The sequence below is a fragment of the Elongatibacter sediminis genome (genome assembly GCF_037892215.1).
GTDB lineage: Bacteria > Pseudomonadota > Gammaproteobacteria > Xanthomonadales > SZUA-36 > Elongatibacter > Elongatibacter sediminis.
The window spans coordinates 105,590-122,112 of the sequence record NZ_JAZHOG010000012.1; the positions used below are offsets into that span (position 1 = coordinate 105,590).

General features: G+C 60.2%; 11 protein-coding genes. 3 read left to right on the top strand and 8 right to left on the bottom strand.

Annotated features, from left to right (window positions below; genetic code table 11):
• Positions 1-80: 80 nt before the first annotated feature.
• The gene (locus V3330_RS16640; protein ID WP_354696580.1) at positions 81-2,183 is read right to left on the bottom strand and encodes an alkaline phosphatase D family protein; all 2,103 of its coding nucleotides are present in this window, start codon (positions 2,181-2,183) and stop codon (positions 81-83) included.
• Positions 2,184-2,423: 240 nt separating this feature from the next.
• A complete protein-coding gene (dgcA, locus tag V3330_RS16645) occupies positions 2,424-3,401 on the bottom strand; it encodes an N-acetyl-D-Glu racemase DgcA (RefSeq protein ID WP_354696581.1) in 978 nt (325 codons plus the stop codon).
• Positions 3,402-3,926: 525 nt separating this feature from the next.
• On the opposite strand from dgcA, the gene V3330_RS16650 reads away from it, so the two are divergent.
• The 3 genes from V3330_RS16650 to V3330_RS16660 are packed head-to-tail and all read left to right on the top strand — an operon-like array spanning position 3,927 to position 8,105.
• The gene (locus V3330_RS16650) at positions 3,927-5,306 is read left to right on the top strand and encodes an aminotransferase class III-fold pyridoxal phosphate-dependent enzyme (RefSeq protein WP_354696582.1); all 1,380 of its coding nucleotides are present in this window, start codon (positions 3,927-3,929) and stop codon (positions 5,304-5,306) included.
• 40 nt (positions 5,307-5,346) lie between these two features.
• Complete coding sequence (locus tag V3330_RS16655) at positions 5,347-6,843, top strand: NAD-dependent succinate-semialdehyde dehydrogenase (protein ID WP_354696583.1); 1,497 nt, start codon at positions 5,347-5,349, stop codon at positions 6,841-6,843.
• Entirely contained in the window at positions 6,840-8,105 is a 1,266-nt protein-coding gene (locus tag V3330_RS16660; protein WP_354696584.1) for a serine hydrolase domain-containing protein, read from the top strand. Before V3330_RS16655 ends, V3330_RS16660 begins: the two co-directional genes overlap by 4 nt.
• A 7-nt stretch (positions 8,106-8,112) precedes the next feature.
• Here V3330_RS16660 and V3330_RS16665 read toward each other — a convergent pair whose 3' ends face one another.
• From V3330_RS16665 to V3330_RS16690, 6 genes are all read right to left on the bottom strand, one after another.
• Positions 8,113-9,462 carry an APC family permease gene (locus tag V3330_RS16665; protein ID WP_354696585.1) on the bottom strand — a complete coding sequence of 450 codons (1,350 nt, stop codon included), beginning with the start codon at positions 9,460-9,462 and terminating at the stop codon, positions 8,113-8,115.
• Between the two features lie 123 nt (positions 9,463-9,585).
• A complete protein-coding gene (locus tag V3330_RS16670) occupies positions 9,586-10,620 on the bottom strand; it encodes an N-acetyltransferase DgcN family protein (protein ID WP_354696586.1) in 1,035 nt (344 codons plus the stop codon).
• A 29-nt stretch (positions 10,621-10,649) separates the two neighbouring features.
• Positions 10,650-11,768, bottom strand: coding sequence for a YkvI family membrane protein (locus V3330_RS16675; RefSeq protein WP_354696587.1), 1,119 nt, complete (start codon positions 11,766-11,768; stop codon positions 10,650-10,652).
• 65 nt (positions 11,769-11,833) lie between these two features.
• The gene (locus tag V3330_RS16680) at positions 11,834-13,570 is read right to left on the bottom strand and encodes an N-acyl-D-amino-acid deacylase family protein (protein WP_354696588.1); all 1,737 of its coding nucleotides are present in this window, start codon (positions 13,568-13,570) and stop codon (positions 11,834-11,836) included.
• A gap of 3 nt (positions 13,571-13,573) precedes the next feature.
• Complete coding sequence (locus V3330_RS16685; RefSeq protein ID WP_354696589.1) at positions 13,574-14,713, bottom strand: serine hydrolase domain-containing protein; 1,140 nt, start codon at positions 14,711-14,713, stop codon at positions 13,574-13,576.
• A 123-nt stretch (positions 14,714-14,836) separates the two neighbouring features.
• Entirely contained in the window at positions 14,837-16,462 is a 1,626-nt protein-coding gene (locus tag V3330_RS16690; RefSeq protein ID WP_354696590.1) for a sulfatase-like hydrolase/transferase, read from the bottom strand.
• Positions 16,463-16,523 lie beyond the last annotated feature (61 nt).

The following is a 16,523-nucleotide window of genomic DNA, read 5'->3' on the forward strand; positions in this document are numbered from 1 at the left end:
GGTTGGGGTCAGAGTAAAGGGACAGAGTAAATCCCTTTACTCTGTCCCTTTACTCTGACCCCAGGTTTACCGGGATTACATCACGCACGCTTGAGACCGCAAAGCGGGGGCTTCCCGATGACGGCGGGATCCGATAATTTCGGTTCACTGCCCGCTTCCCAGCGTCCGATCGAATAGCTCACACGACGTTCAACTCTCGGGCCCGCAGTTCCGGGGTCACTCAGCGGTTCGGGGATGGTAACGAACTCGACTTCCATTTGATCCGGCAGATAACGGGCGATCAAGTAGCCGTACGCATCGGTGTCCGCGTAGCTCAAATGGGGATTGATCTGAGGCTTGGCGGCGGCCATCGCGGCCTCGGCCTCTCCGGTTTCGTGAAGGGCACGCGCCGCTTCCGCGCCGAAGAGCAACCAGGCATTGAGCGTGGGCAGCATCACATCCTTCTCGCCATTGCGATCCTTTATGGAGAGGAACAGCGGCTTCAATGCGGGGTCATGCTGTATTTCGAGGGCGTGGACTTTGGCCCGGCAACCCGCACTCGTGCTCGCACATGCGAACTCAGGGATAACCGGCCTGGGTTTCTCGGCGTCGAAGTCGTCATAGATCATGCCGGCGAAATGGGCATGTCTGTCGCCAGTCAGGGAGACGACGTTCGTCAGTTTCTCTTCCAGCAGGAATTCCATGAGCTCGGTGCGTTCGACCGGGTAGCCATCCCAACTATCGGTCCACAGCAACCCGGCCTCGGGCTCACCCTCGCGAAACGACACATCCAGTCCGAAACGGAGCATCGGCGTACTGTTGCACAGGACTTTCCAGGCCACATCACTGTTCTTCAGCGAAGTTTTCAGCCATTCCTTCTGCCTGGTACCCAGCATCGAACCCAGCGGAGCGTCCTTGCGGGGATTGTCGATCGTCTTACCCTGGTATTGAATGGTCTCGGGTGGTTTTCCGTCGTTGGCGAATCGCCCGGCGTTGAGTGTGCTTATGGTTTCCGGATGCATTGGCCACAACGGATACGGGGCCAGTGATCCCGTCAGCAGGCTGGCGTCGACGCCGCGTTGGCCGCGAAAGCTCCGCTCATCGGGTAGAAAAATCTCCACCAGGTTACCCCAACGCAGGCTGCGGGTGATGCCGATGGAGTGAATCGCTGCGAGATTGTTGGGCTCGCGGACCAGAAAGTGATCATCGAGATCGGTAATGGCGCCTTCCTCGACCTCGGCCGGCTCGAAATCCCGGGCGAGGTGATAGCCGGCGGACCCCGGCGCAGCCCGTGTCAGCGCAGCGGGGATGTACTCGAACCAGGCCTGGTTGGCGTCCATCCGGCGTTGATGAATGGACTCTTCGAGCACAAACCCCTGCCAGCAATCATTGATCAGTTCATGGTCATCCCAGGTGTGAATGAAGGGAAACGATGCACGCGCCTCCTGCAGGTCCCGGTCCAGCAGATAGGTGCGATACAGGTGGCGGAAGTCGTCCACGGTCTCCGCTTTGCGCACATTGCCGTCGGGGCCTCCCGAGGGCAAGGGATCAACGATCCGCTGTGAACCGTCAGGATTTCTAACATCGACCAGGGTTCCGTCCGCCTTGTACAGGTCTACTTCGGGGAATTCATAAATGAAGTCTCCCAGATGCAAGATGACATCGATCTTGCGATCCTGTGGCGCCGAATCGTTATCAATCATCAGCCGTCGATAGGCGCTGAAAAAACCGTCGCTGTAATGCTGGCAGGAAAATACCGCGACATTCAGGGGTCGCATTGCGTCCGGTGCCGGCGCGGTGCGGGTACGCCCGATTCTGCTCAGTGTGCCGTCCGGCGCAATGAATCTGTAGTAATACCAACGATCCGGCTCCAGACCATCGACGAACACTCTGACCGTGTAGTCGTATTCCGCGCTTGCCGATAACTCGGAATCGAGCAAGGACTCCCTAAATTCCCTGTCCCGCGAAAACTGAACCTTGAGCGAGACGTCACGTTCGCCTCTATCGAGGGGAATGACCCGGGTCCAGACAACGATTGCATCAGCTTGTGGATCGGCTGAAGCAACGCCTTGCGGAAAAAGGTAGTTGCCCTGGGAAGGGTCGCCACCTGCCAGCACGGCTCTCGCGTGAGGCCATGCCGTCAGTACGAAGCAACCGCCCACGGCGGAAAACCAACTCAGAAACTCTCTCCGTGACTGTTGCATGCTGCCTTCCTTTACCTCTGATCGGCTCGTCCCGTATCACCCTGTAAACCAGGCCCCATCGCCATCCTGGTCCCATCACTTCCATCCATTCTAGTTTTCCGTCTGTCGTCTTAATATCAGCTGCACGGCAGATCGTGTCCCCCGGACGACAAGAAACCGCTCCAGTCCTGACCGAGCGAACCTTGATAATGGATGCCGGGGGACGAGGCTCCGGGGTTAAGGCGACGGCAGGAACCCTGTTTATCCCCAGAATTCCGCTGGACAGGATGCTACGACACAGTCCTGATAGTGCAGTCCGTTGATATGGTCGTGCCTGAGCAGGAGTGGACCATCAATATCGACGTAATCACACAACTGCGCGATAACGAACGCAGGTGCCATGCTGAGCGAGGTGCCCGCCATGTTGCCGACCATCAGTCGGCATCCCGAAGATTCTGCCTGTCTGGCGAGTGCGAGGGCTTCGGTCAATCCGCCGGTCTTGTCGAGCTTGATGTTGATCATGTCGTAACGGCGTGCCGCGATGTCGAACTCACCGAGGTGAAGGCACGATTCGTCCGCGCAGAGCGGCACTGCCGCGTCAAACCCTTCAAGGGAGGCATCCCCGCCCCGCGGCAGGGGTTGCTCGATCATGCCGATTCCCAGTTCCCGGCATGCGGGGAGTATTTCCTGCAGCAATTCAAAGGTCCAACTCTGGTTGGCATCGACGACGAGATCGGCGTCAGGTCGTGCCGCTCGGATCGCGGTCAGCTTTTCCAGCGGCCGGTCGGCGTCCAGCTTTACCTTGATCTGTGACGCGCGAACGGCCGCTGATGCCTTCTCGGCCATAGCCTCTGGCGTGGTTTCCATGCCGATGGTGAAAACCGTGCAAACCGGTTTGGGGTGTATCCCGGTCAGCTGCCAGATCGACTGACCGCTGCGCTTGCATTCGAGGTCCCACAACGCACAGTCCAAGGCATTGCGTGCTCCACCGGGCGGCAATGCTTCCTGCAAACGGGCCCGATCGAGGCCTTGCTCGATTTCCGGCGCCAACGCTTCCAACTGCGCGCTCATCGATTCTGCAGTTTCGCCCAGATAGAACGCACCTTGTGCTTCGCCACGGCCGGTGCCCTGGCCATCCGACAGTGATACGACAAGACTTCGTGAGTGCGTGAATTCCGATCCGGCGATACGAAAGGGCTGGCGCATTTCCCATTCTTCAATATGGGTGCTGAATTTCATGGGTCCTCCGAAACAGGCTGATGGTATCGGCCCCGAACGCCGCCGGCGAAGCAACAAAGTGCCGGGAGGTCCTGTGAGCCGACACGGGATCGCTCACCCGACTATAGGATTTCGTGGTATCGGCAGAAATCCGTTGTACGACAGTTTTCAGCCGTCATGCGCCAGGCGGGAAACAAATCGGCTCCGTCCGGACCCGCACGGAGCCGGTGCGTCGTATTTCAGATCAATATTGTCGTTATGCGGGTGGAATGACAGATACCGATGACGTTCAATTACCGGAGCGTAAGGAGGCCGGTTCGTTGGGGTAGTCAGCGCTGTCCGCAATTCGGCCTGCACTCGTTTCTGAAACTCCGAGGCGCCGCACTGGATTCTCTGCGGCAGCGGGCCAATCGACCCGACCAGCCGCGACCATCGGACGGGGCAGTACGGTCCCGTGCCAGCCCACATGCACCGGGTGATGTTGAGAGATTCACGTGTGTCGCGTCCGAGGGTAACCCGTAAGATTTATCACAACAGAAGATAACCATGTCCAATTCACGCCTGCTCCAACTCGATCGCGAACACCTTATCCACCCCGTCGTAAACTTTCGGGCCCACGAAAAGAAAGGGGTCACCGTACTCAAGTCCGGAAAGGGCGCCTGGTTGACCGACATCGATGGCAATCGCCTGCTCGATGCCTTTTCCGGCCTCTGGTGTGTGAATATCGGTTACGGCCAAACGAGCGTGGTGGAGGCGGCCACGCGACAGATGAGTGAGCTGCCCTATGCGACCGGGTACTTCAGTTTCGGCTCCGAAGTGGCGATCCAGTTGGCTGCAAAACTCATCGAACTGACGCCACGATCTCTTGAGCACGTCTATTTTTCGCTCGGGGGATCAGATGCGATCGACGCTGCAATTCGTTATATCACCTATTACTTCAATGCGATCGGTCAGCCGCAGCGCAAGCACTTCATAGCATTGGAGCGTGGCTACCACGGCTCGAGCAGTAACGGCTCGGGACTGACCGGGTTGCCGGCATTCCACGACAACTTCGATGTGCCCCGCGTGAATCAGCACCACATTCCGTGCCCGTACCCCTACCGCAGCCCCGTCAGTGACGATCCGCAGGCCATCATCGATCAGTCGGTGTCCAGCCTGCACGAGAAAGTGAATGAACTGGGCAAAGATCAGGTTGCAGCATTCTTCTGCGAGCCCATCATGGGTTCGGGGGGAGTCATCGTGCCCCCGAAAGGTTGGTTGAAGGCCATGCAAAATGCCTGCAATGATCTGGGCATCCTGTTCCTGGTGGACGAAGTGATCACTGGTTTCGGCCGGACCGGGCCGTTGTTCGCCTGTGACGCCGAAGGCGTCGAACCCGATTTGATGACCGTCGCAAAGGGACTGACGTCCGGCTACAGCCCCATGGGCGCGCTGTTCATGTCCGATGAGATCTATTCGGGCATTGCCGATGGCCCCAATGCATCAGCGGTGGTCGGCCACGGCCAGACCTACTCCGCTCATCCGGTCAGCGCCGCGGTGGCGCTGGAGGTCTTGCGTTTGTACATTGAGGGTGGATTGTTGGCCAATGGGCAGGCCGTCGCACCCATTTTCGCCCAGCGTCTCGAGGCGCTCAGTGCGCACCCGTTGGTTGGAGAATGCCGGGTCAGAGGAATGCTTGCCGGCGTGGAACTGGTGGCGAACAAGGAAACCAAAGCGCGGTTCGACATGGCTCTGAATCTGCCCGAGCGGCTCGGTCGCATCGCATACGACAACCAGATCGTGTTTCGGGCATTCGCTGATTCGATACTCGGATTCGCACCGGCATTGTGCTTCGAGGAGAGCGAGTTCGAATTTCTGTTCGACAGACTGACCCTGTCACTGGACAGCCTCCTCAAAGAGCCCGACATTCGTGCCGCCGTCGCCTAGAGGGCCGGATTTGAACACAGGCAGTTAGCCGGACTTAACAATGATGAATTCACTGGAACTGACGCGGCCGGAGCTGCTGAGACATCAGAATTTCATTCGCGGAACCTGGAGCGAGAGCGCGGGCGGTGCGACCCTCGAAGTCATAAACCCCGCATCGAACCGATCGATCGCAAGCGTCCCGGACAGTGATGCCCGCGACGCCCGGGCAGCCGTCGAGGCGGCAACTGCGGCGTTCAAAACCTGGCGCCAGGAAACGGCGATGCAGCGTCGACAGCTGCTGAAGGAGTGGCACCGGCTGCTTCTGGAAAACGGTGAAGACCTGGCGCGCCTGATGTCATTGGAGCAGGGTAAGCCGCTGGCGGAGGCCCGCGGGGAAGTGGCTTATGGTGCTTCGTACGTCGAGTGGTTCGCGGAAGAAGCCGTGCGCGTGAATGGTGACATCCTGCCTTCGACCCAGGAAGGTCGCCGGCAGATGGTGATTCGAGAACCGGTGGGCGTGGTCGCTGTGATTACACCCTGGAATTTTCCGCTGGCGATGATTGCGCGCAAGATCGCGCCGGCTCTGGCCGTTGGCTGTACCGTCGTGGCCAAGCCTTCGGAGGACACTCCGTTGACGGCATTGGCACTGGCCCGGCTCGCGGAGGAAGCAGGCTTTCCGCCCGGAACCGTCAATGTACTGTCTGCCTCCCGAAGTAACGGGGCGTTGGTCGGTGATGCCTGGCTGGCGGACGGCCGCGTGCGGAAAATCACCTTCACCGGCTCCACGCCGGTCGGCAAACACCTCGCCAGGGAGTCCGCCGAAACCCTGAAGCGGCTGTCGCTCGAACTCGGCGGGAACGCGCCTTTCATCGTGTTCGAGGATGCCGATCTCGACCTGGCGGTTGCCGGCCTGATGGCGAGCAAGTTCCGCAATGGTGGCCAGACCTGCGTTTGTCCCAATCGCGTTTTCGTGCAGCAGACGGTGCTCGATGAATTCGTGACGAAGCTGCAGGCCGCCATGGAAAGCCTCGTGGTGGGGCCCGCCACTCACCCGGACGCCACCATCGGACCCATGATAAACAGTCGCGCGGTGGAGAAGATTCAGAGACACGTGGACGACGCGCTCGAACGGGGTGCCCGCCTGGTATGCGGCGGCGAGCGCGTGCAGAATGCCGTTGCGGCGGGGCCGCACTTCTATCTTCCGACCATTCTCACCAATGTAGGCGCGGACGCCGTGATGTGTCACGAGGAAACCTTCGGTCCGGTTATTCCCGTTATCGCATTCGAGAACGAGCCGGAGGTGGTGACCCTGGCCAACGATACACCCTACGGCCTGGCCGCCTATTTCTATACATCCGACATGCGGCGGGCATTCCGGTTGCCGGGCCTGCTGGAGGCGGGTGTCATCGGCATCAACGAAGGCGCTGTTGCGAGTGAGCTGGCCCCGTTCGGGGGCGTGAAGGAGTCGGGGTACGGGCGCGAAGGTTCGGTCTACGGCACCGACGATTATGTACAAATCAAGTACTTATGCCAGGGTCAACTCGGGGGCGAAACATGAACCGGCGTGGACCGCATGCCCCCTCGGGTTACTTTTACCGCCGTGAGTTTCTGAGCGCTCTGGCGGGGGCCAGCCTGGCCATCCCGGCTTGCGCCGAATCTTCGGCCGCCGCTGCTACCGACGACTACTTCGTAACCCGCATGGAGCAAGAACACATACCCGGTCTGGCGGTGGCCGTTCTAAGACAGGGCGAGGTCGTCTGGTCCAATGCCTACGGCTGGGCCAACCTGGCGAAGCGCGTGCCCATGAGCCTGGACACCATCCAGAACATCGGTTCCATCTCCAAGACGTTTGCCGCCACCGCGGCCATGCAATTGCTGGAGGCCGGTCAGTTCCAACTCGACGACCCGGTAAATCGTTATCTCGGTTTTGCTGTCACGCACCCGGTTAACCCTGACGCGTCGATCACGGTTCGTCAATTGCTGACGCACAGCAGCGGAATCGATGACGGGCCCGCGTATGCACGGGCTTACGCCTGCGGAGATCCCGCGCTGTCGCTCGAGGAGTGGTTGCGCGCCTACCTGATACCCGGGGGTGCGTTCCATGACGCGGACCGAAATTTTCATGGCTGGGCGCCTGGCGCGTCCTTCGCCTATTGCAACGTCGGTTATGGCCTGCTTGGCCACCTGGTCGAGCGAATTGCCGATATGCCGTTCGCCGATTACTGCCGGGACAAGGTGTTTCTTCCGCTGGGCATGAACGAAACATCGTGGCATCTGCGGGACATCGACCCCGCGAGGCATGCGGTTCCATACAGTTGGGTCAGCACTGGTGAGGTGCGGGGTCCTTCCTGGGCCGGGTTGCCGAGCGCCGTTGTCGGCCGGCCCGCGGCAGCGGCCGAGGTTGACAACGACTTTGCCGCCAACTGTCTGTACAACCACCCGAACTTTCCGGATGGCTTTCTGCGCACCAGTGTGAATCAACTGGTCCGCTACGCTCAGGCCTACCTCGGTGAAGGCCGGCTGGGATCCGTTCAATTGTTGCAGAGTGACACCATACGGCGCATGTTTCAGGTCGAGACAGGAAATGACCATCGGGCGATGGGGCTGTGCTGGAATGCGTTTCGACACCCAGGCCGTCCGCTGCTGTGGGGCCATGGCGGTGGAGACCCCGGAATCAATTCCAATCTACGGCTTCGCTTCGAGGATGGCGTTGCCGCCATCGTGCTGATGAACACCAACGTTGGACGGAACGCGCAAGTGCCGGTACCGGCACCGCTCGAGTTCGCTGAATACCTTGTGGATCACAGCCACGCATTCTGAACCGCGCTCACTCCTCAAGAGCGGACCAGGCCAGAAAACAAAGCCCCAGCAGGATCCAGGCCAGTACGAACATCCACTCAACGGGCGCCAGTGCGGAGGGTGAGCCGGGAAGGTAGACCGCGCCGAGCGCAATGCAGCAAACCACCCCCACCCAGCCCAATGGCACGCCATGCGAAAGCCGGTAGGGCCGGGACATATCCGGTTCCGAGTATCGAAGCTTGAGAAAGGAGATGGAAACCAGCAGGTAGGCGATCACCGCTCCGAAGCTCCCGGCATTGACGATCCACACCAGGGCATTGCGTCCGAACAGCGGGGCGATGAAGCCAAGAATCCCAATCAGGATGATGGCTGAATAAGGCGTACGAAAACGCCCGTGCAGCCGCGACAGGAAGCTCGGGAGCATCCGGCTTTCAGCCATTGCGAAAATCGCCCGGCTGCCACCGATGATGAACGCATTCCAACTCGTCAGGATGCCAGCGATACCACCCAGAACGATGATGGTCGCGCCGGGCTTTCCCCAGGCGAGCGCGCTGGCGTCCGCCGTCGCGAGCTTCGAGTCACGCAACAACGCTGAGTCGGCGAGCAGTGCAACCCCGGCGATAATGAGACAGTACCAGACGATGGCCAGGCACACGGAAAAAACGGTAAGCGAACCGATCTGGCGGAAGGGAAGATCGACTTCCTCGGCAACCTGGGGAATGACGTCGAACCCAACGAAGAAGAACGGCACCATGGTGACGACACTGAGTGTGCCTGCCGCACCCGCCACGAACAGCGGGTCGAGCCGGTCGAACGAACCCTCGATACCCGCGCCACTGATCAAGACGGCGCCGCTCACCAGGATGAATGCCGTCACCACAGTCTGGACGACGGCCGAAAACTTGACGCCGATGATATTGATAACGGTGAGGATCAGTCCGGCGACACTGCCGATCAAGGCCCAGCTCAGGTACACGTCATAACCGGCGACTGTCCACAGGTGGACGTGTTTCAGATCGAGAGGAAAGTAATCCAGCACCGAGGCCAAAGCGACCGCCTCGAAGCAGCAAATGGACACGTATACGAACACGATGGACCACGTGCAGACGAACGAGCCCGCTCGACCCAGTGCCCGCAGGCTATAGACATGCTCACCTCCGACCCGGGGCATCGCGGATGCCAGTTCGGCATACAGCAGGGCGACCAGCAGCATGACGAGGCCGGCGATCACGAAGGCGAGCATGGCGCCCATGCTGCCTGCTTTCAGAATCCAGGAGCTGGAAAGGATTACCCAACCCCAGCCGACCATTGCGCCGAACGCCAGGGCCAGAACATCCTTGCGCTTCAGAACACGAACCAGACCGCTATTGGTGATCATTCGTTTTCCTGTGTGCTGAGTTCCATGGCGACGAAATCGGTTACGAGCGTGGGAACGTCAAGCGCCCGGGCGCTCGACGGACGGTGGGGGCAATTTCGTCAAATGAGCGCATCACACGGGTGTCTATGATTCCGCATGGTTTTCGATCGCGAGCGCTGGGCGAGCAACCGGTTCAGAAGTATTCAGGATCTCGTCGACGATCGGGCGAACGCCAAACCGAACCGGATCCACGGCCGGCAATCCCAACTTCCCGGAAGTTTCTGCCAGGTAATCCGCTGCAGCGTCCTCTTCCATGCAGGACGTGTTGATGCTGACACCCTTGCACGTGACGTTCGGGTTGGTGAGGCGGGCGAGCTGAAGATTTACCTCGATGCAATGCGCCAGCTCAGGGACGACGTAACCCTTCAGTCCAATGACCTCGCGGCGGCTTGCATCATGGCACAGCACGATCGCATCCGGCTGGCTTCCATGCAGCAGCCCCAGAGCCACGCAGGCATAGCTCGGATGAAACAGCGAACCTTGCCCTTCTATGATGTCCCAGTGCGAAGAATCGTTGTCGGGACTCAAGGTCTCAGCGGCGCCCGACACGAAGTCCGCGACGACCGCATCGATACAAACCCCCTGTCCCGCGATCATGATTCCCGTCTGGCCGGTGGCGCGAAACGTACCGTTCTGTCCACGCTGCCGCATTTCACGCTCGATCGCGAGCGCGGTGTATTTCTTGCCGACACCGCATTCGGTCCCTACCGTCAGCAAACGCATGCCCGAGCGTTTGCGCCCCGTCCCAACGGGGTACTGAGCCCGGGGTTGGCGAACATCGTAAATCGTGCGCCCGTGCGTTCTGGCCGCGTCCGCCAGTTCCGGCACATCGTTCAGGCGCGTATGCAGACCGGCCGCGAGATCCAGCCCCGCGCGCAATGCCTCGGTCAGGATGCTGATCCATTCGTCCTGGATTTTTCCACCGGGAGGTGCGACTCCGATGATCATCGTCTTCAGCCCGGAATCGGCCGCTTCCTGTACGTCCATGACGGGGAGTCCGTAATCCAACGTACTCTTCGCAAAGTGGTAAACGCCCCCGCACAACTCCGGTCTCCAGTAGTGGATACCAGTGGCCGTCTTGGCGAACTTCGGGTTGGACTCCTCACCCAGGAACAGCAAATATGGCGCTTTCAACATGTGTAACTCCCCTACCGCGTGCCCTTGTCGCCGGGATTCACGGTGTTTCGGATCAAGAGATTCTTCAAGGCCCAGGCCAATACCGGTATGACGAACGTGGCGATGAACACCCAGGTAAGCACGCCGTACCCGTTTGCAATCAATTTGATGAGACCCAGTTGATTGCCCAGTACAATGGCGAGCGTCAATGCACCCAGTGCCACGGCCGGGCGCGCGGATCGGGGCATGACGCGGCCCAGTTCGACAAGATTCCGCTCGACGCGCTCATTGATGGCATGCAGGAGGCCCGTGCCGGTCTCGACGAACGTGCCGAAAATCACGATCTGGAACACCAGCCCGAACCACGTGGCACCGAAAGCGGCAAGAACCGTGCTCACCGGGATGGGGTCCTGCAGGATCTCCGGATAGAACCCCACCAGGACCACGTAGAAAAATATCCCCGGAACGATGGCGAGCAAGCCAGCGATACCACCGGAGATCAGAGCCTGCGATCGACGTTCGGTATGTCGCAGGCAGAAAAGTACGGCGGGAATGACGGCCAGGTTGTAGCCGGCGTACTTCACGCCCGCGACAGCCCAGTTACCGTCCGGGTGAGCGGTATCAAACGCCGCGGAGATCCCATCGCTGAACTCGTAGAGGCCCCAGAACAGAAAGGTCGCATAGACGGCATACAGGAGAAAAGACCATCCGGACATGAAGTTCTCGATGACGTTGCTGCCGAAAAAGGTAAGGATGCCGATGGACCCCATGAGCAACAGTGTGCCGGCGGGTGGCCAGATACCGAATGTCTGATGCAACATCGCACCTGAAGCGGCGGCGATGACCGCCAGGACGAGCAGCATCAGCACGAAGTAGGCCATTTCGAACACGACCCAGAAGGGACCGAGCAGGTTCTTGAAGAACGAACGGTAATCGAGGCTGCCGGTACTGCGCGCGAACTCGAATGAAGCCGCCGTGACCAGACTCCACACGACGGCCGTGACCAACATCGCCATCAGTCCTTGACGAGGGCCCAGGGAAAGAAAGAACTCCACCAGTTCCCGGCCCGTGGCGTAACCGCCACCGATCACCAGTGACTGAAACACGAGCCCGGGAAGGACATAAATTCTGAACCAATGTGTCTTGTTCAATTTCCTGCTCCCGTGCCAACGAAGGTCACGAGACCGACGTCCGGTTCAATGTCCTGCGCCACCGATCACGACCCGGCGATCGGCATGCCGGGGTCATCCACATCGTCCTGGTCGGCGCGCGGAAGAAATTCGCCCGGCAGAGCACCGGTCATGTGCCCGTCGCTGAGCACCGGCTCCCCGTTCACGAGCACGTGAATGACGCCCTCGGAATACCGTGCCGGCTCCTGCCACGTGGAGCGGTCGATCACGGTGTCCGGATCGAATACGGTGATATCCGCCCTGAATCCCTCTCGCAACAGGCCCCTTTCGGCGAACCGGTAGTAGCTGGCGGGCAGCCAGGTCATCTTCCGGATAGCGTCCTCCAGCGTTAAAACACCCCATTCGCGGACGTAACGCCCCAGGACTCGGGGAAAGGTCCCGCGCGAGCGGGGATGTCCACGGCCATTGTCAAAGCCGGTGTTACTTCCGTCGCTGGCGATCATCGTCCACGGCCGACGCAGAATCTCGCGGATATCGTCCTCCACCGCTGCAGCCAGAGTGACTTTGATCTCCGGCCCGGCCGCGAACAACAGGTCGGCCATCACATCGAATGGCGGCTGACCCCGGCGGGCGGCGATATCGAGGATCATCTGGCCTTCCAGTTCGGGAAACGGTTCGCTGGCGACAATGCGTAACGTGTCGTAGCCCTCGGCCGCGAAGGCAATGACGCTGTAGACGCCGGGGATACCGACCTCGGTGGCGACCCGGATGGCCTCCCGCCTGGCGGGATCGCGCAGAGCCTGCTGTAAGTCAGCCACGTATCCGGCCATGAACCGGGAAAAATCGCCTGCGTCCAGCAGAGGATCGCGAAGTTCCGGCGGCCTGACGGGCATCCCGTCTTCTCGCGGAACGGCGAAGACGTCGACGAGCAGCGCGGTCGCCGCGCCATCGTAGGGGTAAGCGTCGACGGTGAGGTCCACGCCCTGGTCGATCTGAGACTGGAACCAGTCGTTCAGGGGTTTCGTTTTGCCCCAGTTGCGCATGCCGACGGCCTTGTAGTGGGCCGGGTGTGGGCGGGCGCCGGATTGCAGGCCGATTTCGATCGCCTCACGGTACGCTCCCTCGAAATCCGGGACTGCGTTGCGAACATGGGAGTCATAGAGACCATCGTAGTCGGCGGCGACCCTGGCCAGTTCGACCACTTCTTCGGTCGTGGCGTACCGGGCCGGCAGGTACATCAGACCACTGGACAGTCCCACGGCGCCGTTCTCCATGGCCTGGCGGACCAGTGATTTCATCTGCTCCAACTCAGCCTGGGTCGGAGCGCGGTCCTCCATGCCGATCACTTCTTTCCGCACGGCATTGACGCCCACCAGAAAGGCGTAGTGCGTACCGACACCCTGGGCTTCGAAAGTCTCCCGAAGTTCACGGATCGACCGCGGGGAATGCCCACCGTCCGCGCCGATGACACAGGTCGTCACACCCTGTGTAATGAACCCCTTGTTGTCATTCAGCTCCGGGCTCACGAGACCACGCTCAGCATGCGTGTGAACATCAATGAACCCCGGCGCCACGATCAACCCCCCGGCGTCGATGCGGTGTTCAGCCCGGGATGAGGCCAGATCGCCGATTCGAGCGATCTTCCCGTGACGTATGCCGATGTCCGCCCGGAATCGGGGCGCCCCGGAACCATCGATCAATGTGCCATTGACGATCAGCGTGTCGAAGGGCATTGACTCCGCCGGGGCCGGGGGGTCGGTGGGTCCGGTGCACGAGGTCACTGCGCAAAGCGTGACCATCGCGATAAGAGCGCGGCTGAGCATGAGTTACGGCCTCGGGTCCGGCCCAGACCCGGTTCGGGGAGGTGCAAGCAGTACCCGGAGTATGTCCAGTGCGTCTCGTCGTGCCCTTCCGTTATCGGAGCTGCTGTTGGTCAGGACCGTGATGAAAATTTTCTCGTCGGGAACGAACATCAGAAAGGTGCTCCAACCGATGTGTGAGCCGCCGTGCCCAACCAGTTTGTGACCATTGGCGAATGTGACCACGAAACCAAGTCCATGGCGGCTGTGGCCACCACCCGTCAGGGGGTAGGGTGTCAGCATCGCGGCCAGTGTTTCTGTGCTGACCAGCCGTCCGGAGAGGAGGGCCTCGTACCAGGCATACAGATCATCGACGTTGGAGAAAAGCGCGCCCATGCCGAAACCACGCGTGAAACTCGTATAGCGGGCTCGCTTCCATTCTTCCTCATGCTCGGTGTAACCGGTTACCGACATCGGGATGATGCGGTCGTGGCCCGCGTAATGGGTGGATGTCATCCCAACCGGCCGGAAAATTCGCTCTTGCAGAAATTCTTCCCAGGTCTGGCCCGAAACGATTTCAATGATGCGCGCCAGGGTGGCGACGCCTTCGTTGCTGTACTGAAACTGCGTGCCCGGCTGAAACTTCAACTCATAGGGTGCGTAACTCTCAATCAGTTCCCGCGAGGTAATTGCCCGGTGAAAGTTGTCTGCCGGGTAGCCTGGAATCTCGCTGACGGGTCCGGTCATTCCCGAGGTATGCGACAGCAGGTGAGCGATCGTGACGCCTTTTGTTTTTTCCAGCTCGGGCAGAAACTCGACCACTTCGTCGTCGAGTTCCAGCGCGCCTTCTTCGACGAGCATCATCGCGCCGAGCGCGGTGAAGAGCTTCGTGATCGAAGCCAGACCGAAAACCATTTCAGGCGTGACGGGGACGCCGAGTTCCATGCTGGCGAGCCCGAACGCCCCCCGAAACACGACTTCATCGTCCCGCGCGACCAGCAGTGCCGCACCGGGTTCGCCCGGCGGGTAGCGAGCGGACATGATCTGCCCGATTCGGTCCACCGCCTGCTGCCCCGAGTCGGCGCCGACCGGCAAGGTGAGAGACACCAACAGGAGCACCGCGCACAGTCGAATCGCAGTGATGTGATTTCCGGCTTTTCGGTTCATTGGATTACTCGCGGTCTACCTTGCGCTTTTGGCTCGCAGCCCGGCCCTTCAGAACTCGTCGGACGTTGAATGCCCGTCGTCCCGGGAAGCGAGATCCGCGGAGTCAGGCCCGGATCAGCGGGCTCACTCCGGCTGCAATCTCTGCACGTCCAGTTTCGGCGGGGTGCGTCCTTGTTCGAGCACGCGATTGGGAAACCGCTTCATCAGGTCGTAATGCAGCAGGGTCATCTGCCGAAACGGGACCATGGCCCATAGATAGGCGTCGAAGCGGTTGAACTTCTCCGCGGGGTCCCGAATGATGTTGTAGATTTCGCCCTTGCCACCGTGGAACTTGATGTCGCCGTACCGCAATGCGCCAAGACGCATTCCCGTACGTTGCTTGCTGGGATCACTCCCTCGCTCGTAGTGGTAGATATAGTTTCGATGTGACGCACCCTCGCCGTAGAACAGCAGCGAGCTCTGATCGATGCCGTCGGTAACCCGGTCGTTGGGGATACGATCAAATGCGCCAGCCAGGCGGGCCGCCGTCACGTACCAATCCGTGACATGCACGAGATCCATCGGATCCTGCCCCGCATCGATCATGCCGGGCCAGTAAGCGATCGCCGGCACCCGGACCCCGCCTTCGTAGGCATCCCCCTTCTTGCCGCGCAACCACGTGTATCCAGCCGACGGGAAAAAGTCATACATCGGCCCGTTATCGCTCATCCACACGACCAGGGTGTTCTCCGCGATGTCCAACTGATCGAGTTTGTCGAGAATCCTCCGAACGTTTTTGTCATGCTGGAGCAGTTGGGATGCCTGGCAGTTCGCGGTGTCGACGAATTTTTCGTTGCGTTGCTCGGGCGGGCAGGCGAAGACCTGATTGGCGACCGGCGCCAGATAGACAAAGAAGGGCTTGTCTCCGTCAGCCTTCTCCTCGATAAACTGAATCGCGCGATCGGTCAGGTCATCGTCGTGGTCGTTGTAGTTTTCGAGCGTCAGCGGCTCGATCTCGCGCGGTATTTCCCCCTTGCGGCTCTCCAGAACACCGAAGATCTCAATGCCGAACGTTTCTTCGTAGTTTTTGGGCATGTCGAGTTCGTACGGAATCTCGCCGATCGTGACGTTGTCCTCGTCGTAGTAGCGGGCATTCTCGGCCCAGGGCCAGACACCACCGTTGTAAAGGGTGTAGTACGCGTAGTCGAATCCCTGGTTGGTCGGTTGGTGCTGATTCTGTTCGCCGAGGTGCCACTTGCCAAACATGGCGGTCGCGTAGCCGGCGTCGGAGAGCAACTCACCAATCGTGTATTCCTCGGCCACCATTCCACGGCTTTGTCCGGGGAACAGCACGATATCCAGGCCGGTGCGGATGGGAAGCCGGCCGGTCATCAGGGCGACCCGGGTGGGCGTGCAGATGGGTTCCGAGTAAAATGAAAGGAACTTCATGCCCTGATTGGCCAGCTCGTCCAGGTTGGGTGTGGGCGTCCCCCGTACCTTGCCTCCGAGATACGAACCCAACTCCCCCCAGCCAATATCGTCGGCGAGTATGTAGACGATGTTGGGTTTTTTTCCGTAGCGTTTTTCCAGCGCTTCGAGTCGCTGGTTGATTTCCCGATCCTGCTGTTGCCACGTTTCGGCGTTCTTGGCCTGATGCGTGCGGAAGAGCTGTTCGGGCTCGTAGGCGTACCCGGGCACGCTGGCGAATCCCAGCAGAATGGCGGCGAACCCCACGGTTTGCAGCGCCAGGCGTTTGAATCGGTTTGTCATGATTTGAACCCTTTCTGGTGAGCTGTCGGGATGGGCAAACCGTTCAAACCCGTGATTTGCG